Genomic DNA, 21377 nt, shown 5'->3' on the forward strand with positions numbered 1-21377 from the left:
TAACATGTCCAGCCGGACTCTTCCCGGCGGACCCAATATGCAGAGTTCATATAATTTCTGGCTCGTCGCGATTTCGTTCGCGGTCGCGACCCTCGCGTCGTACACCGCGCTCGATCTGACGGGCCGCATCTTCCTGCTCGGCTCGACGCGCCGGCGGCACGCATGGCGGCTCGGCGGCGCGTTCGCGCTCGGTGTCGGCATCTGGTCGATGCACTTCGTCGCGATGCTCGCGTTCTCGCTGCCTATCCCGCTCGGCTACGACCCGGCGACGACCGCCTGCTCGCTGGCCCTCGCGATCGGCGCTTCGTATCTGGCGCTCTCGCTGACGACCCAGCAGCGCCTGACGCCGGTCCGGCTGCTGATGGGCGGCGTGGCGATGGGGATCGCTATCGCCGGCATGCATTACACCGGGATGGCGGCGATGCGCATGGCGCCCGCGATCCACTACCAGCCGGCATGGTTCGCGGCCTCGATCGCGATCGCGATCGGTGCGTCGAGCGCCGCGCTGTGGATGGCGCGCGCGCTCAGCAACGAACACGAGCGCCATATCGCGCGCAAACGTCTCGCCGCGGCGCTGGTGATGGGCGTCGCGATCAGCGGCATGCACTACACTGGCATGGCCGCCGCCGACTTCGCGCCGGGCGCGATCTGCGGCGCGGCCAACGACATGAACGCGCGATGGCTCGCCACCTCGGTGATCCTGCTCACGTTCGCGGTGCTGATCGTCACGCTGATGCTGTCGCGCTTCGACGTGCGCACCACCTTCCTGCTCGGCGCGGTGTCGCGGCTGAACGGCCAGATCGTGCGGCTCGCGACGCTCGACGCGCTGACGGGCCTGCCGAACCGCGCGACGCTGACCGAGCGGATCGAACGCGCGATCAGCGGCGCGCGTCGCCAGCGTACGTCGTTCGCGGTGCTGTTCATGGATCTCGACGGCTTCAAGACGATCAACGATTCGCTCGGTCACTCGGCTGGCGACGCGGTGCTGTCCGCATTCGCGCAACGCCTGCAGCAATGCGTGCGTTCGAGCGACACCGTCGCGCGGCTCGGCGGCGACGAGTTCGTCGTGCTCACGGAACATCTTACGTGCGGCGACGACGCGGCCGCGCTCGCCGACGGCGTGCTTCACCGGATGCGCCAGGGCACGTGGAGCGACGAACAACCGCTGCAGGTGATGCCGAGCATCGGCATTGCGCTCTATCCGCGCGATGGCGACAGCGTCGAGACGCTGCTCCAGCACGCGGACGCCGCGATGTACGAAGCGAAGCGCGCCGGCCGCGGCACCTACCGATTCTTCGAGCGCAGCATGAACGAGGCCGCCACGCGCACGCTGCGGATCCAGCAAGTGCTGCACGACGCCTTCGCGAATGATCGTTTCTCGCTGCTGTTCCAGCCGAAGTTTGAGCGCGGCGGCGACGCGCTCGCGGGCGCCGAGGCGCTGATCCGCCTGCACGATCCGGAGATGGGCGCGCTGATGCCGGCCGAGTTCATCCCGGTCGCCGAGCGCTCCGGGCAGATCGTGCAGATCGGCTACTGGGTCGTGCGTGAAACCTGCCGGCGCATTCGCGGCTGGATCGAACAGGGCCTGCCGGCGATGAAAGTGGCGATCAACCTGTCGCCGCGTCAGCTGTTGCAACCGGACCTCGTCGAGACGATCCTCGACATCGTCAGGAGCGAGGGCGTCGCGTGCGAGCAGATCATGTTCGAGATCACCGAGACCGTAGCGATGCAGGATGCCGCGCGCACCGTCGAAGTAATCCGCGCGTTTCAGGCGAGCGGCTTCGACATCTCGATCGACGACTTCGGCACCGGCTATTCGAGCCTGGCGTATCTGCAGCGCTTCCAGGTGAAGCAGTTGAAGATCGATCGCTTCTTCATCAACGGTCTCGACGCGAACGGCGCCGCGGGCAGCGCAATCGTGTCGGCGATCATCGCGCTCGCGCACTCGCTCGAAATGGACGTGGTCGCCGAGGGCGTCGAAACCCAATCGCAACTCGACAAGCTGTGCTCGATGATGTGCGACGAAGTGCAGGGCTACCTGCTCGGCAAGCCGATCAACGCCGACGACTTCGGCGCAATGCTCCGCGGCAAAACGATGGCCGCAAGCGGCGTCTCTATCTGAGCAGCGTCTCCCCTGACGCCGCGAGCCGTTCGGTCAACGCCTCGCTCGCACGCGTCATCGGCAAACGCAATTCGTTGCGCACCCATCCCCTCGCCGCGAGCAGCGCCTTCACCGGCGCGGGATTCGGTTCCGCGAACGCGAGTTGGATCTGCGGCACGAGCGCGTGAAAAATGCGTCGTCCTTCGTCGAGCTTCCCCTGCGTCAACGCGCGATAAAGCGCGATGAAACGCTCGGGCCGCCAATGCGCCGACGCCGCGATCGCCCCGCTTCCACCCGCGCACACCGTCGAGAAGAGCTCGAGGTCGTTGCCCGCGAGCACTTGCAGACGGCCGTCGCGAATCAGCGCGAGCGTCGTGTCGAGCGAACCGGCGCAATCCTTGATCGCCTGAATTCGCGGATGCACGGCGAGCGTCAGCAGCGTGTCGAGGTCGAGCCGCACGCCGGTGCGTTGCGGAATATCGTAGAGCACGACGGAATGCACGCTCGCGTCCGCGAGCGCGCTGAAATGCGCGACGATGCCGTCCTGCGAGGGCCGTGTGTAATACGGCGCGGCGATCAGCACGCCGGCAATCGGCAACGGATTCAACTGCTCGATCCGCGCGCGCATGCTCGCCGTGTGATTGCCCGAGACGCCAACCAGCACCGGCAACGCGCGCCGCTGCGGCGACGCGCTGACGGCTTGCGCCGCGTCGAGAATCGTCGCGAGCACGGCGTCCTGTTCGGCGGCGTCGAGCGTGGCGGGCTCGCCGGTCGTGCCGAGCGCGACGAGCCCGGCCACGCCGGCCTCCGCATAGCGACGCACCAGCGCACGCAACGCGGCGTGATCGACGGCGCCGTCGGCGAACGGCGTGATCAGCGGAATCCAGATACCCGAGAAATCAGACATGTTTTCTACCTCGATGACGACCGTATCGATTCCGGGTCAGCGGTGCGAGGGAGAACAGAGGAGAAAGCCGCAGGCGGGCGGTCGACCGGTCGTTCCGTCGCACATCTGACGACGGAACAGCGTGCTCCGGTCAGATGAGCGGCTGTTTTTTGGCTTTGGCGCCGACGTTGCGCGAAACACCGATCGCGCGTGCGACCGCCGCGCTCGCCAGAGCGACGCGGGCGAAGGTCGAAGAACGGAGCGGGAACGTGGGGCCGGAGTGCATGGACCGCAGTGTAACCGCGAAACCCGCGTCGCAGGGTCTTCGGCGCCTCGCGAACCAGCTCGCGAAGGAAAACGCTTGACTTCTACGCGCCGGAAACTAATATACGCACCGCGTACATCAACGCGTTTTGCTGCCTTACTCCCGCCGACCCCACTTTTGCGACAGGTGCCCTCATGAGCGTTCCGCAACAAGCCTTCCTACGCGATGCGATGCGTCGCCTGAACATGACGCGCGATACGTTCGCTAACCGCATCGGCGTGTCGCGCCGGGCGCTGGATACGTGGCTGCTGCCGGACGACTCGCAGGAATCGCGGGCGATGCCGGAAATCGTCGAGCGTTTCGTGTCGGAGATCGTCGCGAACACGGAGCCGGGCGAAGGATATACGCAAAGCGTAGACTCGCAATCGCTCGCAAGCCAGATTCTGTTCGAGGGCAAGCCGCAGCTGCTGTCGGTCGATCAGTTTTCGCGCGACTCGGTCGAGGCGCTCTTTCGCGTCGCCGACATCATGCAGCCGATCGCCCGGCGCCGCAAAATCTCGCGCGTGCTCGAAGGCGCGGTGCTCGGCAATCTGTTCTTCGAGGCGAGCACGCGTACCCGTGTGAGCTTCGGCGCGGCGTTCTGCCGGCTCGGCGGCTCGGTGTGCGACACGACCGGCTTCACGTTTTCGTCGATGGCGAAGGGAGAATCGATCTACGACACGAGCCGGGTGATGAGCGGCTATGTCGACGCGCTGGTGATCCGCCACCCGGAGCAAGGCTCGGTGGCCGAATTCGCGCGCGCGACCAACGTGCCGGTGATCAACGGCGGCGACGGTCCCGGCGAGCATCCGAGCCAGGCGCTGCTCGATCTCTACACGATCCAGCGCGAGTTCTCGCGGCTCGGCAAGATCGTCGACGGCGCGCACATCGCGCTGGTCGGCGACCTCAAGTACGGACGTACCGTGCATTCGCTCGTGAAGCTGCTGGCGCTCTATCGCGGCATCAAGTTCACGCTGATTTCGCCGCCGATGCTCGAATTGCCGGGCTATATCATCGAGCAGATTTCGCGCAACGCTCACGTGATCGAACAGACGCATGACCTGCGCACTGGCTTGCGCGGCGCCGACGTCGTATACGCGACGCGCATCCAGAAGGAGCGCTTCACTGACGAATCGTTCGAAGGCTACACGCCCGACTTCCAGATCAACCAGGCGCTCGTCGATAGCGTGTGCGGCGCCGACACGCTGATCATGCACCCGCTGCCGCGCGACAGCCGGCCCGGCGCGAACGATTTGAGCACCGACCTCAATCACGATTCGCGGCTTGCGATTTTCCGGCAGACCGACAACGGCATTCCGGTGCGGATGGCGATTTTCGCGGTGCTGCTCGGTGTCGACAAACAGGTCCAGCATTCGATGCGCGATGCCGCGTGGCGCCCGCCGGTCTACCTGGGACCGGACGACGCGGTGTTTCACGGAATCGATTGACGCGGATAGCCGTCTGCCGTCAGGCCGCGGCCGCGGCCCGCGCGTCACGCATTTCGCGCACCGCCTGCCTGAACGTGCCGGCAAAGAACAGCACCTGATATTTGACCGCGTTCGACCAGTACTTCCACGTATGGCCGCCGGGCCGCTCGGCGTAATCGTGCGGCACGCCGAGTTCGACGAGCCGCTCGTGCAGCAGCCGGTTCGACTGCACGAGCGAGTCGTTCACGCCGCAATCGATCGTCAGCGCGATATGGTCGCGGCCGAAATCCTCCGCACTCGCGACGATCGCCTTGCTGTTCCAGAAGTCCGCATATTGCATCGGGTCGCCGAACACCCGCTCGATGCCGGGCTCGTCCTCGCTCCCGCGCGGGTCCACCGCACCGCTGATGCTGCCCGCCGCGCCGAACGCGTCGGGCCGGTCGAGCGCAATGCGTAGCGCGCCGAAGCCGCCCATGCTCAAGCCCGTGATAGCGCGCGCCTGCTTCGTCGCGATCGTGCGGAAATGGCTGTCGATATAGGCCACCACTTCCGTACCCACGTAGGTTTCGTAGCGGCTGCGCGGATCGACGGGGCTATCGATGTACCAGCTGTCGCGGCCGCCGTCGGGCATCACGAGGATCACGTGATAGCGGTCGGCGAGCTTGCCGATATGCGAATTCGCGGTCCAGTCCGTGTAATCGCCGCCCGAGCCATGTAGCACGTAGACGACCGGAAAGCGCGCGGCCTGGTTGCCACGCGCGTATCGATCGGGCAGTACGATGGTTGCGTCGAACGTACGATGCATCGCCGCGCTCGGAATCGTGACGACGCGCGACTGGAACGCCCACGCCGGCGATGCGATCAGCATCAGAATGAGCCAGAACGTATGGACTGGATTCATGGTGAGTCGCCCCTTGCGCTTGCTTCCGGCTGCTTACGTTCGTCAGGCGTCCGAAGAAGAGCGCCCCGGCATGCCTCGGCCTATGTCCGCGAACGACTGTAGCAATGGCGACTTACAACCAAATTTCAGGGAAACATACGATCCAGTCAGGCTTCGGTCGCTTCATCGGCTTCAGTTGCCGTCTCTGCGCCCGCATCTTCAACGTGCGCGGCAAACCCCACCCGCCCCGGCGCCAGATCGTCCCGCAATGTGAGCGCCGGAATCTCATACGCGCCGCCGTTCTGCGGCAGGAACGCGATCGGCGCGGCCGTCCACAGCGTGTCGAGCCGTCGCCCGGGCACCTCGCTGACCTCGGCATACTTCGCCTCGTCGACGCGGCTCGTGCGATAGACGACGAACGGCGGCAATACCTCGAAGCCGGGGTAAAACAGCGCACCGTGCTGGATCGGGAACAGCACGTCGTCGATCGGACCGTTGATGCCGCGTGCGCTGTAGTGCGACTCCCAGCCGCCCGTCGTGACGATCAGCATCGCGCGCTTGCCCGCGAAACGGCCCTCGCCATAACGCTCGCCCCAGCGCGCATCGGAATGCTCGCCGACGCCATACGCGAGACCGTACGCATAGACACGCTCCACCCAGCCCTTCATGATCGCCGGCATCGAGAACCACCACAGCGGAAACTGCAGGATCACCGCATCGGCCCACTTCAGCTTGTGCTGCTCACGCGCGATGTCCTCGCTCTGCAGACCGTTCTCGAACGCATGCTTCGATTCGAGCGACGCGAAGAAGCGCTCGCCGCTGTGACGCTCGCTGGTGTCGTGCGCGTCTAGCGACGCTTTCCAGTTCATCGCGTACAGATCGGACACCTGCACCGTATGGCCGGCGCGTTCGAGATGGCGGACAGTGAAGTCCTTCAGCGAACCGTTCAACGATTTCGGTTCGGGATGCGCATAGATGATGAGAACGTTCATGATGGGACCTTCGTGGCTGAAAACAGTCACGATAGGCATCGCCGAGGTATATTGGAAATGAATTCCCAATATGTCAGGTATTGCCGTGGTTAATCTCAGAAGACTCGACCTGAACCTGCTGGTCACGCTCGTGTTTGCCCACAAAAAAAAGAAAAAAGAAAACAATAAAGATGAAAAAACCGTTGCCGACGCGACTCAATAAAGAACGAAAAATGCAAGCAAAACGAAAGATGTAGAGCCTCCGATTTACGGGCACAACCCAGCCAAAGGCGTTATCGGGAGGTGGATGTCAGTGCGGCAACCCGCTCCGAATGCTCGAATTGCGCCTCTCCCGGCATACCCCCCCGCCGACCGAAGGACCAAATCCGATCCACCGTTGCGGGTCGCGCGCCGACTGATCCGGTCGCCACGTCGGCCAAAGCTGACGCTCGCCCGTTTGACGGCGAAGGCTGCAGGTCACTTCGCTGCCGTTCGCAGGCAGATGTTGGCGAGCGGACACTTCTCGCGTTCAGCAAATGACAGTCCCAAACCCGCCTTTAGTCGCCCGCAATTACGCCGACAGACGTCTCTTCCTTTAACACGGTGCTGAAGAAAACGGCTACTACTGGATCATTGACGACACCGGCTTTCCAAAGAAGGGACGTCATTCGGTCGGGGTGGCACGTCAGTACTGTGGGCAACTCGAAAAGCAGGACAACTGCCAGGTTGCAGTGAGCCTGTCGATCGCGACGCAACGCGGCAGCCTGCCGATTGCCTGGCAGCTGTATGTCCCCAAGGAAGGGCACCAGGTACGGCGCCGCTTCCGCCCAAGCCCTGGAGCGGGCGCGGCAAGCCCCCGACATTGTTGCGCCGTGCGCCCGGCCACGAGCCGATCGCCGTGAAGGAACTGGCCATGCAATTACCCGTAAGCGCCAGGCAATCCGTAACCTGGCGCGAAGGCAGCAACGCAGCACTTTCCTCGCGCTTTGCCGCCGTACGGGTTCGTCCCGCACATCGCGACTATTGGCGAAGCACCGTTCGCGACGAAGAGTGGCTGCTTATTGAATGGCCTGATGGCGATCCGGAGCCGCTCAAATACTTTCTTACTACCGCCCCTGACGAAGCGAGACTTGAGAAGTTTGTGTTCGTGACCAGAATGCGCTGGCGCATCGAGCGCGACTATCAGGACCTGAAACAGGAGTTCGGGCCCGGTCATTATGAAGGGCGAGGCTGGCGTGGCTTTCACCACCACGCCACACTGAGTATCGCTGCGTATAGGTTTCTGATGGCTCAGCGACTCCGAATGCAATCAGATGGACGCGATAAAAAAACTTCCTTGAACGCGCGCTGTCTGCCCTTCCCCCGGATTACATCCCCCGGGGCAGTCCAGCGCGCTCAACGCCACGTTCCTGATTCCACTACTACGTTGCGCATCCTGCTTGGGCTAAGGCTCATGCAACGATGGCTCTCTTCCTGTATGGCAATAAAGCGCTCAACTAATTATCTGACACAGTAAGATTGGGGAATCGTCATAGCGCCGTCGCAGTTATGACCATGGTTGCACCCTTCGCTATGTCATTGATCCGGTCTTGAGCATCGGCAATACGTTGATCTGCGTAGTCGTAGTCATTGGATTCGCCTCTTGCTGGTTCAACCGGCCGCAATCATGCGTCCCGTAGCGCCACGATCAACAACGACGCGCGAATCATTCCAGGCGCCGCAGCGTGTCGTGCCGGGTCAGGCGCGCTCCAGCGCAGCGAGCTTCTTCCGACCACGGCATGCAGACCCGGAAAGACGCGGGCTTCCAACCGGGAATCTTCCGGTTTCCTCCATCCTCACCCGTGCATGGCATTACCGGAAGTCACCAGATCCAACGAGATAATCACCGCTCCCGGAACGCTTCACGAGCCTTGAAAATCGGCTTCAGAATGTAGTCAAGAATGGTTTTCTCACCGGTACGGATGTCGACCGTCGCGACCATCCCGGGCAGAATCGGTAAGCTTTTTCCGCCTGCATGCAACTCACTGGAGTCTGTCAGCACAAGCACGCGGTAATACGTCGCATCGGGCCGGCCCGCGGCGGCCTTCTGGTCGTCCTTGAGCGTGTCGGGGCTGATGTGCTGAACCGTGCCTTTCAAGCCTCCATAAATTCCGTAGTCGTAAGCCGTAATCTTCACGGTGGACGGTTGATTAGGATGCAGGAATGCGACGTCCGAAGGCTTGATGCGTGCCTCGACGAGCAATTGATCTTCCAGCGGGACAATTTCCATGATGTGCTCGCCCGGCTGGATGACCCCGCCAATCGTATTGAAGCGTATATTCTTCACCGTGCCGTACACCGGTGCAATCACAGTCGTACGCTGTAGAACATCCGCACGACCCACTACGGTTTCGCTGGTTTGCGCCAGTTCGAGTTCCAGCTTCGTGAGTTCCGAGTTTGCGTCGGCCTGAAATCTGTTGCGACGCTCGACGATCTGTGAGCGCAGGTCGTTTGCCTGCCGGCGCATGCGGAGCAGTTCGACTTCAGAAACAAGACCTTTGGCCGCCAGCGGCTCGGCCAGGCCAATTTCCTTGCTCGACAGCGAGTAGCTCTTTTCCAACGCGGCCACGCTATCGTTCAGTGCACGACGTCGCGCGTTGTAAGCAAGCGTCTCCTGCTTCACGACCGTAGGCACGGCTTTCACGTCGTCAGGAAACGTCAGCGGCTGCTCGTACGCCTCGGCACGCAAACGCGCAATCGTCGCCTTCAGTCCTACTGACTTGGACCACGCTTCGCGATAGCTCGTCTCGGCTCGCGTCGGATCGATCTTTGCCAGCACTTGTCCCTTCTTGACAATGTCGCCTTCACGTACGTCCAGTTGTTCGAGAATGCCGCCCTCAAGACTCTGGATGACCTGTTCGCGGCTCTTCGAAATGATGGTCCCCTCGCCGTGCGTTATCTCCTCCACGCGCGCAAAGTACGCCCAGGTCAGACCGCCGGCCAGGACCGTGAGAATGACGTAAAGCATGATCATTGAGCCCGGCGTCGACTGCGTCAGCAGCGATTCCCGGATGTCGCTCATGAAAGCAGCGTCGCCTTTGGCGAGCTTAGCCTTTTTCTTGCCTCGTTTGAAAATATTGAAGTTCATTGCGATTGCTCCTTGTTCGGTGCGCCTGCCTGCGTATTGCCCGCTTGCGCAGCGGCTGCCGGTACCGTCTCTTTGGCGCTCATGATCCTGATCTGCGCGGCAACGGCCTGAGGCGCCACGGGCGTATTTGTTGCGGCCGCGACGCCGGGCGAGGTGCCCGGTCGCGCGCGCTTCGGCGTTCCATCCACCGCTGCCGGTTCGCTCTTGCCTGACAGCATCGCGAGGATCTTGTCCTTCGGACCATCGGCCACGACCTTGCCTTCTTCGACTACGACAATCCGGTCAACCAGGGCCAGCAAGGATGGGCGATGGGTCACCACAACGATCGCCTGCCCCGCAGTTGCACGCGCGAGATGTTCAAGGAAGAGCGCCTCGGTTTGGGCGTCCATTGCGCTCGTCGGCTCATCGAGCAACAGGAGCTCCGGCCGGGCAAGGAGGCTGCGGGCCAGCGACACCAGCTGACGCTGGCCACCGGAGATGCCCGCACCACCTTCTCCGATTGGGAGGTTGATACCCCGTGGGTGGCGGCTAGCGACATGATCAAGCCCTGTCAAACGTATCACGCGTAGAAACTCGTCGGCGCTCGCTTCAGGCCGTCCGATCATCACGTTTTCGCGCAGACTGCCGTGAAAAAGACGCGCATCCTGGCCCACGTACCCCACAGCTTTGCGCCAGTCGGCAAGGTCAATCTGCTCAACGTCCAGACCGTCCGTGAACATCTGGCCTCCGACCGGCGCGTAAAGACGCGCCATCACACGCAGAAGGGTCGATTTACCGCTTCCAATGCGGCCCAGGATAGCAACCCGCTCGCCGGACTGGATGCTCAAATTGACGTCCTTCAGAACCGGTGGATTCGGTTGCATCTCCTGTGTGGGATACGAGAAGCAGACGTCCTTCAGGGTGATTTGCCCCGAGAGCGAAGGCTTCGGCAGATACGTGCGCGATGAATCGCGATCGACAGGCATCGCCATCAAGCTATTCAACGAATGTAGCGCGGCTTTTGCCTGCTGGAAGCGCAAGGCGAGTCCCATCACCTGGCTCAACGGCGCAGTAATCCGGCCAGCCAGCATCACCGTACCGATCAACGCGCCTTGCGTGAGCTCGCCTGCGTCGATCAGGTAGACGCCGAACACGACCAGCACCACGGTCTGCAACTGCTGCAACAAGGTAATGAAGCTCGTCGCCTTGCTGGAAATCTGACGCGACTTCATCGAAGAAGATGCCGCCATCGCGCTGAAAGACTCCCAGCGCTTTTGCATATGCCCTTCGCCACCCACCGCCTTGAGTGTTTCCAGACCTTCAACCGATTCGATCAGCACGCCCTGCTTGAGCGACGCCTCCTTGAGGTTCTCTTTCATGATCCGCGCGAGCGGCCATTGCACCAACAGACTCACACCGATGATCAACGGGATCATCAGCAACGGCACCCAGCCGAGCGAACCGCCGACCGCGAATACCACGCCTACAAAGACGAGCACGAATGGCAGATCGGAAATTGCAGAGAGCGTGGCAGAGGTTGCGAAGTCGCGCACCGACTCGAACTCGCGCAACTGGTTGGCGAATGACCCTGCCGACGACGGTTTGTGCTCCATGCGGATGGAGAGCGCCTGGCGGAACAAAAGCGTGCCCATGACCAGGTCGGCTTTCTTGCCGGCGACGTCGAGTAAATGGCTACGTACATGGCGCGAGATCGCTTCGAACAGCATCGCAATTCCAACCCCGATCGCGAGCGACCAGAGAGTGACGTAGGCCTGGTTCGGGACCACGCGGTCATACACGTTCATCGTGAAAAAGACGCTGGCAAGGCCGAGCACATTGATCAGCAATGCACCGAGCGCAGCACTCGCGTAGTAGCGTCGATAACGCCATAGCGTGCCCAGCAACCAGTGGCCGGCCGGTTCGACGCTATCCCCTTCGCGCAGCTCGACTTTGGCCGTCGGCTTGACCAGAATGGCGTAGCCCGAATAGATTTCGTCCATTTCCTCTTGGGTGTACTCCACGGGCTCGGGACCAATTTCCGGCACCATCACCTGATATAGAACGCGGCTTTTGGCTTCCTTGTCCGGATTCGCACGCCGACCCAGCAGCACGCAGCCACCCGTGCGGCGATGCAGCAAGATGACCGGCAGCACGTGCTCCGGCAGCAGTTGCAGGCGACGCTCCACCAAGCCCGCCGTGAGGCCCGCGTTTGACAGGGAGTCGAGCGCCAGTGACGGCGAAAGCATGCCGCTCTTCGGCAGCCCCGCGGTGAGCGCCTGCGCCGTCTTGCCGCAACCGTAGCGCTCGCAGATCCACATCACGGAACCGAGGAGGCCGTCCTCGTTGGTGAGGGGCGCGGCAGCCTGTACGTCAGGAAAATCGTTTCGAGTCATGATCGTAACCGGTTAGATTGAAGTATGTGGTGCGACACCTGAACCGCAATCCAGACTCAGAAAACAATGAAGCAATGCTCGTCGTTTAAAGGATCGATTCGGCTAATTCGGGTGACCTGATGAACGAAACACGAGATTTCGTACTGGCTCCAATTGTCCGGATATCGGTGACCCCGCGAAATCAGACAGCCGCGACAACATAGTGAGACTGGTACGAATTTTTAGTTCACAGTCTTTCACAAGCACTGATTTCCGTGCGCGATTGTCTGACCAGATAGGGCCGCCAGGATCAACGGTGGCCAACCCACTATTCGCCTGTTAATCTTGTATCGTTACTAGTAACATGAAGTTAAAGTCCGACGTTTGTCGATTTAAATTTGTCTCAGTGCGGTGAAACATGAAATGGCACCGATTTAAGGTTAGAAACCTGACAGACAGGCTGACCAGCCCCAGGAAAACGGTCCCGCTTTCTCATAGTCGAATTGCTTATGCGGGCGCGTTGTAATGCAAGGCATTGTGCCCGGAGATAAAGGACGCCCCAAATGGAGAATGCCGCCATCCAGGTCATGTTTGCTGACGATCACCCTGCGATCGTTGCCGGACTGATTTACATGCTTGAAGAACACCGTACCATCAAGACAGTGGGCACCTGCACAAACTCGACCGAGCTGATCGCGGAACTCGGCACGCAGCCATGTGATGTACTGGTGTGCGATTACTCCATGCCGGGCGGCAATTACGGTGACGGCATTACGCTGTTTTCATTTTTGCGGCGCCGATACCCGGCCATGCGCATTGTCGTGCTGACGATGATCGACAACCCAGGTATCATCCGCTCGCTGCTCAAGCTCGGCATTCAGTGCATTCTGAGCAAGGCCGACCCGATGGAACATCTGGTCGCCGCGATTCACGGCGCATATGCGGACGCACGTTATTTCTCTCCAACCATTTCAAAGATTGTCTGGCAACTCAACGTGGATACGCCTGCCTCCGGCAGTCGAGCGCTTACTGCACGCGAATCCGAAGTGGTCCGACTCTTCGTGTCGGGACGGTCGGTCAACGAAATCGCAGCGCAACTCAAGCGCAGTAAACAAACCATCAGTTCGCAGAAAGCCAGCGCAATGCGCAAGCTAGGCGTGGGAAACGACATCGAGCTGATCAAGTGTTCGATTGACACGGCGCCTACCCTCGTACCGGAAGATGGTGACCATGATGCGTCCGATCCGACGCAGCCACGCGACGGCAAACCCTGACGACGAAATGAGAGCGGCGACGAGGGCCTTTAAGTGCACACGCGACCGAGGGTAGCATCGCAACAAAAAACACTAAAAGCGCAAAAGCGATGAGTTTGGACGCGTGTGATACGAAGACTGAGCCGGTCAGATCTCCGGCTGCGACCCATCGGTCGCCACACCGAGCCCAGCTTCGTATGCAAAGTGAAACAGGTCGGCGTCCCGTTCAATCCCGAGCTTTCGCATAGCGCGGGTCTTTTGGGCACTGATTGTCTGCTTAGTGCGATGTAGTCGGTCGGCGATTTCATTCACAGACATACCTGACACGAACAGCCGGATGACTTCCGTTTCGCGCGTGCTCAGCGTTTGGGTGCGCTCGTTCCGACCAGGAGAGGAATCCGGAATAGCGTCTTTCAGGCTTCGCGAGGTAGAAAGAAAGTAAGTGGCGCCCGCATAGACAGCGTGAATCGCGGAGATCAAATGGCTCGTGTCATGAGATTTACTTAACACCGAATGCACGCCACGCTTTGACATTTCACGCGTAATGGCAGGGTTTTCGATAGTCGTGAAGACTACGATCTTGAGCGCCGGGTAGGTTCGTCGCAAGAATGCCAGCAACGTCAAGCCGTCCCCGTACTCTCCACCGGGCATCGCGTAATCGGTAATGAGGACATCGCAAGGGGCGCTGTTCAGCACCTTGATGAGCTCGCCGGAGTCTCCTGCCGTGCCTGTAATTTCCAGCGTAGGCACAGCGGAAAGTTCGTGCTTGATACCGGAAAGGAGTGCCGGATGATCGTCGGCCAGCACGACACGGATTTTCATTTTGCTCATGCAAAGCTCCGCGGAAATGGGATGAACCGGGCCGCGACGGCAAGCTCAATGTACCCGAATCTGACTTATCCGAGAGAATACCCTCTGGAAAACTGGAAAGCAAAAAAAGTGGGGCAAATTCGACCGACTGGAGAATTTATGGCTTTCCCTCGTATGTGTCGGATTTCCGAGGGCTGGCCACCTGGAACCGAGAGCCGGGCCATTGTCGACGTTGTCAGGTAGCTGAGGTCGTCGCGAAGAGGGTCAGATGAAGAAATCAAAATCGCCGCTTCACGGTCACCGTTTGTCCGCTGGCGTCATCAGCACGCCGTGCGTTGGTATTTTTCTCTTTCAGTTGAGCTTGCACGTCATCGAGGAGTTGCTCTTCGAGCGCAGCGTGGTCGTGACGTACGAGACGATCCGAGGCTGGCGCGACAGATTCCGTGCAGGCTTTGATGCCGCTTGAAAGCGGCCCGACGCGAGACAGATAGCACCCGGCATCTCGATGCGATGTTTTTGACGCTGCGCACCCTCACTTCCCTGCTTGACGAACATGACGCCGGGCCCCGAACAGTCATCAACCCACGCGTAAACGTGGGCGCCGCATGCGAGGCTTATTTGACAAACCGCCTCAGCATGCGCTGGCACTGGATCGTCACGTTGATAACCCATCCTCCGGACGTCCTTTCACCAGAATCAGATTTCTCAACCGACCTCAGGACACTCAGATTCTGATACCTCCGCAAGAACTTCACGCAGTGTTTTCGTGTCGGTCAGAACATCGGTGCGCAAACGGGCGCCAAGAGTCTCAATCATTTTCTGCGCCACCTGAACACCATCCTTCGATATCGTCATTTCCAGCCGGGCGCATTGATCTGCCAGGGCGTCATGCCCAAACACCGCTAACGCGCCTCGCAGCGAATGCAACTCAGCCAGCAACCGGGTTGCATCCCCGTCATTGTGTGCCGCACGGATCACCCTCAGCGATGCCTCACACGACTTCCGGAACGTTTCACGCGTCTGTTCCGGGACGGCTCGCCCCCCCAGCATGCCGTCGCGCCTGGGCTCGCTTCCATCCGCTTCTATCACCACGCGTGGCACGCCAGTCACTTCCGACAGAACCGCCGACAACTCATCCAGTTGTAGCGGCTTGGTCACCACGCGTGCCATTCCGGTCGCCTCGCACCACGTTCGCACCTCCAGCGTTGCGCTCGCCGTGGCCGCCACAATCGGCATCTCCGGCCAGTGCACCTGTGCTTCGCGTGCCAGCGCGTAGCCGTCCAGTACCGGCATCGACAGATCCGTCAGCAGCACATCAAAGCGTTCCCGCGATAGCCAGTCCAGTGCGTGCCGCCCATCTTCTGCCGCCCGCGTCTCGCAGCCCAGCATCCTCAACTGCTCCTCGAACAGTTGACGGTTCACCGCGTTGTCCTCCGCGATCAGCACTTTCAACCGGCGCGACGACAGCACCTGCTGCGTCTCATCGCACGCCTGGAGCGCCTCGCCTTGCAAGGTGTACCGCAACGCCGCCACAAGCCCCTTCAGGCTGTAGCTCGAGACCCTGACTACCGGCTCTACCGCTACCGGATATGCCGGACCTTCCGTACTACTGTCGATCACCCACGACGACTCCGCTAACAAACCGCTTTCATCATCCGCGTGCCAGGTGTCACGCTCGCCGCAGAGGATCAGCGCGTCCGCCTCGTTCAACATCGCCGGGTGAAGTTGCGCCGGATGCCGGTATGCCTGCACCTGCAGCCCCCACGCCTCCAGCGCTGCCACTGCATACGTGTGCCAAGCGTCCGCCGCAGCCACGAACAGTATCCGCTCTCCCGCGAAACGCGGCATGTCCGACTCGCCTTCGCTCTCGCCCAGCGGCACCCGCGCCGTAAAGCAGCTGCCCTGACCTGGCTCGCTGCGCACGGCGATCGTACCGCCCATCGCATCGATCAGCCGCGCGCACAACGCGAGGCCAAGTCCCGTGCCGCCAAAGCGACGGTTGATCGTTGCATCCGTCTGGCTGAACGCCTGGAACAGAAGCGCCTGCTGTTCCGACGACATCCCGATCCCGCTGTCTTCCACCTCGATCGTCAACATCGCGTCCTGATCGTCCACGCCCGCCTCCACCGACAACCGCAGCGTCACCTCCCCATACGCCGTAAACTTGATGGCATTCGCCAGCAGGTTGTTCATCACCTGGCCAAGCCGAGTCGGATCACCCTGCATCGGCAGCACCGGCGACGTTCCGAACACGCCCGACAGCCTCACGCCCTTTGCGCGCGCCAGCGGTCCGAACATCAACAGCGCCCGAGACGCCACCTCCTGCGCGTCGAATGCGATCCGCTCCAGTCTCATCTCGCCGGCCTCGCTCCTCGAGAAGTCCAGCACATCACTGACGACCTCAAGCAGTCCGTCCGCCGAGGCCCGGATCGTCGTCAGACGGTCGCGCTGCAACGCATCCAGTTGCGAGCGCGACAGCAGTTCCAGATTTCCCATGATTGCATTCAGCGGCGTGCGGATCTCATGGCTCATCGCCGCAAGGAACGCCGATTTCGCCGCGTTGGCGGAGTCGGCCGCCTGCTTCGCGTCACGTAGCTGCCGCTCCAGACGCTTTCCCGCCGTGACGTCCGTGAACGCCGTCACAAGCACGTCCTGTCCCTGGTAGCGCGCCGGCACGACGCTCACCGAGAGGTCCATCGCCCCGCCCTCGCGCGTAGGGAGCGTCAGTTCCTCGTGCAGCATGCCGTTCGTCCCCGTTGCCCCGCCGCGCTCCCGGTGACGTCGAACCAATTCCGCCGACAGCGTCTCGGTCGGCACGACTACCCGCGCCGCAGCGTCAATCATCGTCGGGCTGCGCAATAGCGCCTTTCCGCTCTCCACTGCGATCAGCCCCAGCCCCACTGGCGCCGTTTCGACCAGCATGCGGCTCAGGTGCTCACTCTCGAACACCCGTCGCGATCGCTCAATTGCCGGCCGGAAAACGCGTTGCTTGAGATAGATCAGAAACCCCCACACGACGGCAAGCGTCGCAAGCGTAAGCACAGCACCGATACCGATCTGTTTGCCGATGCCCGCAACAACGTCGCGCCACGTAAATACATAGACAAGCACCCAGCCCGTATCGCCAAGACGATCCGCAATCGTGAATACACCGTCCCGCCAGGTTTCGCGTTGCATGCTGCCGGTCGCTCCCGCGACCCCTAACGCCCGAACGCGATCAATCAATGCAGGGGCCTGCTCATTCCAGGCTGTGCTCGCTACTATTTCTCCTTTCTCTGACACGACCATATACGTGCCATCGAACCCGCCAACGGTCAAAGGTGCTGTCAAGATTTCCGGGTCGTATTCCGTCACGAGGATCGCAAACGGTGATCCGTCTGAGAACACCGGCGCGGCGATGCGAATCGCCATTTTTCCCGTCAAGGGACTGATAGCAGGCAGCATCCAGGATACGGGCCGACGATTATCGGGTTGCTCGCCCGCATGGATGCCGGCCAGACCATCCAGCCCATCCCCCAGATCCGCAATCAAATGCGCACGGCCGGCAGACGTCCCGGCCATCGCTGCCTGGGGGGGCAAGGGCGCAGACAGAATTCCGGCAATATTGTGCCGCGCACCATAGAAATAGCGGCTCGCCTGCTGGCCCCGCACCAATGAATTTACTGCGCTGACACGGCCGAGTTGTGCAGTGAGACCAAGATAGCGACGGCGTTCATCGTGGGTCAGGGATTTACCTGGCATGTCGAACAACAACGGCGGTTGTGCCGTGGACATGGGCAATGGCACGAATGCGTACCCCTGACTGCGAAATCGCGTGATTAGCTCGAGATCGACCTGATCCGCGTCCTGCCACGCCAGCTCCGCGCTGACTAGCGCGGAGCGGAACAATGCTTCGCTCGAGTTGACTTCGCTCATGACGAGGTTGCGATCGACGAGGAAGTTCTGCCGCTCGGCTGCAACCTGCCCGCGTACCGCCGACAACGCCGCGAGCGTGAAAGCGAAAAGCATCATGATCGTGGTCACCAATCCACCACCGAACACCAGCAGCTTCTTGTAGCGCTGCAACTGGTTCAAGGCATCATTCTGTGGAGCGGAGGACATGGCGGCACCGGTTCGTTCTGGAGACTGTCGATGCACCTTTGACAATCACACTGACATAGCGCACCGGACCAAAACGATTATCGCGGCGCGAGAGCGGATCCGATCAGCCGCCCCCACAAATCAGACCCATACGATGCGAAAGCAAATAATAATCAGACCCGTCAACGTGCCGGCGTGCGCACTGAGTGTGAGTCAAGGCTTCGCGAGTAGGTTCGGACGAGTCAGTAGTCGCGAACATTTTTGCCAACAGTGGTTCTTCACCCCTGCCTCACTCATCTCTGTGCAGGCTGTATTGAGCGCAATGAAGATCCCGCATCGTGTTCGCTGACGATCATCCCGCGGTGCTTTTTCGGCATTAAGCAATAACTGGCTGTAGCCCTCCCACTAGACGTTTTAGGTACGGCGAAGGACTCAGGCGAACCAGGCAAGTCGCTAGACGCTTCCTCTTGCGACATCCTCGTCACGGAATACGCGATAGTACGGTGACGGCTTGAGGTTTTTAGCCCTCCTGCTGCGAAAGTATCCTGCACTCAGCTCAGAATCGTGGTCTTTACGACATTCGAAAATGCCGCATCACCCATGCAGGTATCTTCACGTTGCTGGCATGTTGACGGGATCGCGGTGAGAAGCAACACAACACACCTGCCACAGACGTCATTTCTTATGCCGGCTACCGATTTCCGTGCGACGTGATTGGCTAGGCGGTGTGGCGATACTTGCGCATAGCCAGAGAATCGCTGGCTGCGCGCGGCATTGAGCTCACGTACGAAACGGTGCGACGCTGATCGGTGAAGTTCGGGCTTGCCATTGCTCGACGCATCCGTTCCATCGCGTTGGACCGGGCCAACAGGTGGCACCTCAACGAAGTGGTGATCACGATCGACGGCAAGCAGTACCCGCCGTAGCGTGCGATGGACCAGCCTGGCGCGGTACCGGATGTACTCGCACCAGCCGACGCGAGTGCGCGAAAAAGTATTGCACGCTTCAAATCAGCGCGCTATCTGACGCGATTCGCGTCGGCTCATGCTCAGGTGAGCAATCGGTTCAAACGCTGGCGGTACAGCGCGAACGCGCAACAGAAGCGGCAGACACGCAAGGAGGCCTGCGAGGCGTAAGAAGCTGCAACCGGAAATCCGATTCCGGATCGCCTTGCCAACCAGGTGAGCCAAACTTATGTCATGCGATTTCGCATGCACGTCATTCGGCAAGTTGACATGCCAGTCACGGAAAATATCGACTGAAGCACGCGAGACTCACCGAGCGCGAAGCGACCGACTCATCCAGAGAAGCATAGTGTCGTAACTCAGACCAACGAGTCTTTAGGATTCTCTGCGTGGTTCAGCGTGCGTCCGGCGTTCGATGCTGTCCTGACCGTCGGGGCGTCGACCGTTAACGCCGCCAGTTGCTCACGCATGGCGCCCGTCATACCGTCGAACGCGATGCGCTGACTGGCCGTAAGCGGCGAAGCGCCAGTTCGGCTCGTCAATGCGAGTGGATCGGTAGGGTGATTGTTCCGCCGCACCTCGAAATGCAGGTGAGGTCCCGTGGACCTGCCGGTGCTGCCTACTGCGCCGAGTCGTTGTCCTTCAGTCACGGACGCGCCAACGCGCAAATCGCGGGCGAAGCTAGACAGATGTGCGTAATACGTCGTATAGCCTTGTGGATGATTGAGCACAACGTACTGCCCATATCCGCTTTCGTTGCCTACGAACTTCACGGTTCCCGAAGCGGCCGCCACTACGGGCGTCCCCTTCGGCGCGCTAAAGTCCACGCCGGTGTGAAAATGCTGCTTGCCGCCGACCGGATGGACACGATTGCCGAAAGTCGAACTGACCCTAACGTAATCGAGCGGCATCGAAAAGGGTTCAGCGGCAAGCCGCCGTCCGTCGAATGAATAATAGTCCCCGTTGGCGTGCCCCGGTGCGACAAACCACACGGCCTGGTAGACCTTAGCGCCTGAGCGGAGTTCGACGGCCGTCACGCGCCTGCGCTGTGGCGCCGCGGCATCGCGCCCATGGAAAACGCGATAGGTGTCGCCCTTCTGCGCGGGCGCCGCAACGTCGAGCCGGGAGGCAAAAATACGTGCAATCTGTTCCCGTATCTCGACAGGCACGTCGGCCCGCACCAGAGTATCGTGCAAGTTGCCTTCGATCCGCCCAGCGTATGACCCGATTTCGGCCTCCGGCACGACAAGCGGCACAGCGCCAGATAGCGGACTATTTTGAGCCTCGCCAACGAACCCGCTGAACTTGCCGGCAATATCGGCCGAACCTTCGGACATCTGCCGAGGTCGCTCGACGGGTTGCGCAGCCGGCACGGTCACCCCAAGGCCGGACCAGATCGCGCTGGATGCCTTCACGCGATTGAATATTTCTGGTGCTGCAGTCGAAACTGATAGGCCGAGAATCGCGACCATGCCACACAGCACTCCTGCACCCGCGATGGAACTCGCTGGAGATTTACATCTGGAACGAATAGAATTGCCCACTTCGATGGCAATGGCTTGCGTCTTGGGGAAGGTGTTACCTAGAAAGTGGAACGACATCATGTCAAAACCTCGCAGTCAAAATAGAGGGCTGCAGGCGTAAATGACAGTGCTTGAAACGCGCGGCAGCGGGCGGAAACGGGACAGAGCGAAAATCCAACAGTCTGGGTACCCTTCCGCGCTACACAATCCGGTCAGAAACCGTTGGAAAGGGTCCCTTCGCTATCTACATGCGAGTCCTAAAAGGGTTAATGCAATAGAGATAGAGTAAGGCGGCGCCCCATTTCGCCCTATGTGACCAATCCGAAAGAACTCTGTCGCCATAAGTATCGACCTGCGGCAGCGAGTCGCATCGCCCCCGCGCACGGCACAATCGCGAAGCTCGACGACCTCGGGCGAGCGCCAGAGGTTCATGGAGATTCGACTCTTCGCCCGCCAAATTTGCTTTGACCGGAGGCATGCAATTTCGGACTTGTAAAGCGGCGCGCCTTATACCTCCTCGCTTTTATCGGTTGTTCTTCTCGGGATCGCCGGCGCAAGCTAGTGCATCCAACTTGCCGGGCTGATCCCCGCGCGATTCATGACGCCGACGGGTTTGCCAACAGGCCAATTTCCACTCATGGGAAAAAATTGGGCATGTTCGGTGACATCGTGAACAAGCTGTTCCACGAGGCAAAGCCC

General features: G+C 60.8%; 13 protein-coding genes and 1 pseudogene. 6 read left to right on the plus strand and 8 right to left on the minus strand.

Going from position 1 to position 21377, the window contains the following annotated elements; genetic code table 11:
* The first annotated feature begins 37 nt into the window (after positions 1–37).
* Positions 38–2122 (plus strand): bifunctional diguanylate cyclase/phosphodiesterase, encoded by a 2085-nt coding sequence (locus HDG34_RS30145; protein WP_184065376.1) that lies wholly within the window; start codon positions 38–40, stop codon positions 2120–2122.
* Here the strand turns inward: HDG34_RS30145 and dapA are convergent.
* Entirely contained in the window at positions 2115–3008 is an 894-nt protein-coding gene (gene dapA / locus HDG34_RS30150; RefSeq protein ID WP_184065379.1) for a 4-hydroxy-tetrahydrodipicolinate synthase, read from the minus strand. The two genes, HDG34_RS30145 and dapA, sit on opposite strands and share 8 nt — an antisense overlap.
* Before the next feature lie 438 nt (positions 3009–3446).
* On the opposite strand from dapA, the gene HDG34_RS30155 reads away from it, so the two are divergent.
* Positions 3447–4739, plus strand: a complete 1293-nt coding sequence (locus HDG34_RS30155) for an aspartate carbamoyltransferase (protein WP_184049474.1) — start codon at positions 3447–3449, stop codon at positions 4737–4739.
* A 19-nt stretch (positions 4740–4758) separates the two neighbouring features.
* Here HDG34_RS30155 and HDG34_RS30160 read toward each other — a convergent pair whose 3' ends face one another.
* Positions 4759–5619, minus strand: a complete 861-nt coding sequence (locus HDG34_RS30160; protein ID WP_184065382.1) for an alpha/beta hydrolase family protein — start codon at positions 5617–5619, stop codon at positions 4759–4761.
* Positions 5620–5765: 146 nt separating this feature from the next.
* Complete coding sequence (locus HDG34_RS30165) at positions 5766–6590, minus strand: NAD(P)H-dependent oxidoreductase (protein WP_184065385.1); 825 nt, start codon at positions 6588–6590, stop codon at positions 5766–5768.
* Positions 6591–6660: 70 nt separating this feature from the next.
* On the opposite strand from HDG34_RS30165, the gene HDG34_RS39565 reads away from it, so the two are divergent.
* Both HDG34_RS39565 and HDG34_RS30170 read left to right on the plus strand, forming a co-directional pair.
* Positions 6661–6792 (plus strand): hypothetical protein, encoded by a 132-nt coding sequence (locus HDG34_RS39565; RefSeq protein ID WP_260321389.1) that lies wholly within the window; start codon positions 6661–6663, stop codon positions 6790–6792.
* 391 nt (positions 6793–7183) lie between these two features.
* Positions 7184–7982 (plus strand): annotated as a pseudogene (locus HDG34_RS30170) (IS701 family transposase); the annotation flags it as partial.
* Positions 7983–8451: 469 nt separating this feature from the next.
* On the opposite strand, the gene HDG34_RS30175 reads toward HDG34_RS30170, so the two are convergent.
* Both HDG34_RS30175 and HDG34_RS30180 read right to left on the minus strand, forming a co-directional pair.
* A complete protein-coding gene (locus HDG34_RS30175) occupies positions 8452–9696 on the minus strand; it encodes an HlyD family type I secretion periplasmic adaptor subunit (RefSeq protein WP_184065388.1) in 1245 nt (414 codons plus the stop codon).
* Positions 9693–12068 (minus strand): type I secretion system permease/ATPase, encoded by a 2376-nt coding sequence (locus HDG34_RS30180; RefSeq protein ID WP_184065391.1) that lies wholly within the window; start codon positions 12066–12068, stop codon positions 9693–9695. Before HDG34_RS30180 ends, HDG34_RS30175 begins: the two co-directional genes overlap by 4 nt.
* Positions 12069–12610: 542 nt before the next feature.
* Here HDG34_RS30180 and HDG34_RS30185 point away from each other — a divergent pair.
* Complete coding sequence (locus HDG34_RS30185; RefSeq protein WP_184065394.1) at positions 12611–13321, plus strand: response regulator transcription factor; 711 nt, start codon at positions 12611–12613, stop codon at positions 13319–13321.
* 126 nt (positions 13322–13447) lie between these two features.
* Here HDG34_RS30185 and HDG34_RS30190 read toward each other — a convergent pair whose 3' ends face one another.
* Positions 13448–14131, minus strand: a complete 684-nt coding sequence (locus HDG34_RS30190) for a response regulator transcription factor (protein WP_184065397.1) — start codon at positions 14129–14131, stop codon at positions 13448–13450.
* A 247-nt stretch (positions 14132–14378) separates the two neighbouring features.
* Here HDG34_RS30190 and HDG34_RS30195 point away from each other — a divergent pair, with 247 nt between their 5' ends.
* A complete protein-coding gene (locus tag HDG34_RS30195) occupies positions 14379–14576 on the plus strand; it encodes a hypothetical protein (RefSeq protein WP_184065399.1) in 198 nt (65 codons plus the stop codon).
* A 239-nt stretch (positions 14577–14815) separates the two neighbouring features.
* On the opposite strand, the gene HDG34_RS30200 is transcribed toward HDG34_RS30195, so the two are convergent.
* On the minus strand, positions 14816–18211 hold the full coding sequence (locus tag HDG34_RS30200) for an ATP-binding protein (RefSeq protein ID WP_184065402.1): 3396 nt from the start codon (positions 18209–18211) through the stop codon (positions 14816–14818).
* A 1303-nt stretch (positions 18212–19514) separates the two neighbouring features.
* A complete protein-coding gene (locus HDG34_RS30205) occupies positions 19515–20759 on the minus strand; it encodes a M23 family metallopeptidase (RefSeq protein WP_260321390.1) in 1245 nt (414 codons plus the stop codon).
* Positions 20760–21377: the final 618 nt, after the last annotated feature.

It is taken from the genome of Paraburkholderia sp. HC6.4b (assembly GCF_014200875.1).
GTDB lineage: Bacteria > Pseudomonadota > Gammaproteobacteria > Burkholderiales > Burkholderiaceae > Paraburkholderia > Paraburkholderia tuberum.

Excerpts from the sequence above, each read along its gene's own strand:
- HDG34_RS30145 (WP_184065376.1), top strand. The coding sequence starts at position 38 with ATGCAGAGTTCATATAATTTCTGGCTCGTCGCGATTTCGTTCGCGGTC.
- dapA (WP_184065379.1), bottom strand. The coding sequence starts at position 3,008 with ATGTCTGATTTCTCGGGTATCTGGATTCCGCTGATCACGCCGTTCGCC.
- HDG34_RS30155 (WP_184049474.1), top strand. The coding sequence starts at position 3,447 with ATGAGCGTTCCGCAACAAGCCTTCCTACGCGATGCGATGCGTCGCCTG.
- HDG34_RS30160 (WP_184065382.1), bottom strand. The coding sequence starts at position 5,619 with ATGAATCCAGTCCATACGTTCTGGCTCATTCTGATGCTGATCGCATCG.
- HDG34_RS30165 (WP_184065385.1), bottom strand. The coding sequence starts at position 6,590 with ATGAACGTTCTCATCATCTATGCGCATCCCGAACCGAAATCGTTGAAC.
- HDG34_RS39565 (WP_260321389.1), top strand. The coding sequence starts at position 6,661 with ATGTCAGGTATTGCCGTGGTTAATCTCAGAAGACTCGACCTGAACCTG.
- HDG34_RS30175 (WP_184065388.1), bottom strand. The coding sequence starts at position 9,696 with ATGAACTTCAATATTTTCAAACGAGGCAAGAAAAAGGCTAAGCTCGCC.
- HDG34_RS30180 (WP_184065391.1), bottom strand. The coding sequence starts at position 12,068 with ATGACTCGAAACGATTTTCCTGACGTACAGGCTGCCGCGCCCCTCACC.
- HDG34_RS30185 (WP_184065394.1), top strand. The coding sequence starts at position 12,611 with ATGGAGAATGCCGCCATCCAGGTCATGTTTGCTGACGATCACCCTGCG.
- HDG34_RS30190 (WP_184065397.1), bottom strand. The coding sequence starts at position 14,131 with ATGAGCAAAATGAAAATCCGTGTCGTGCTGGCCGACGATCATCCGGCA.
- HDG34_RS30195 (WP_184065399.1), top strand. The coding sequence starts at position 14,379 with ATGAAGAAATCAAAATCGCCGCTTCACGGTCACCGTTTGTCCGCTGGC.
- HDG34_RS30200 (WP_184065402.1), bottom strand. The coding sequence starts at position 18,211 with ATGTCCTCCGCTCCACAGAATGATGCCTTGAACCAGTTGCAGCGCTAC.
- HDG34_RS30205 (WP_260321390.1), bottom strand. The coding sequence starts at position 20,759 with ATGATGTCGTTCCACTTTCTAGGTAACACCTTCCCCAAGACGCAAGCC.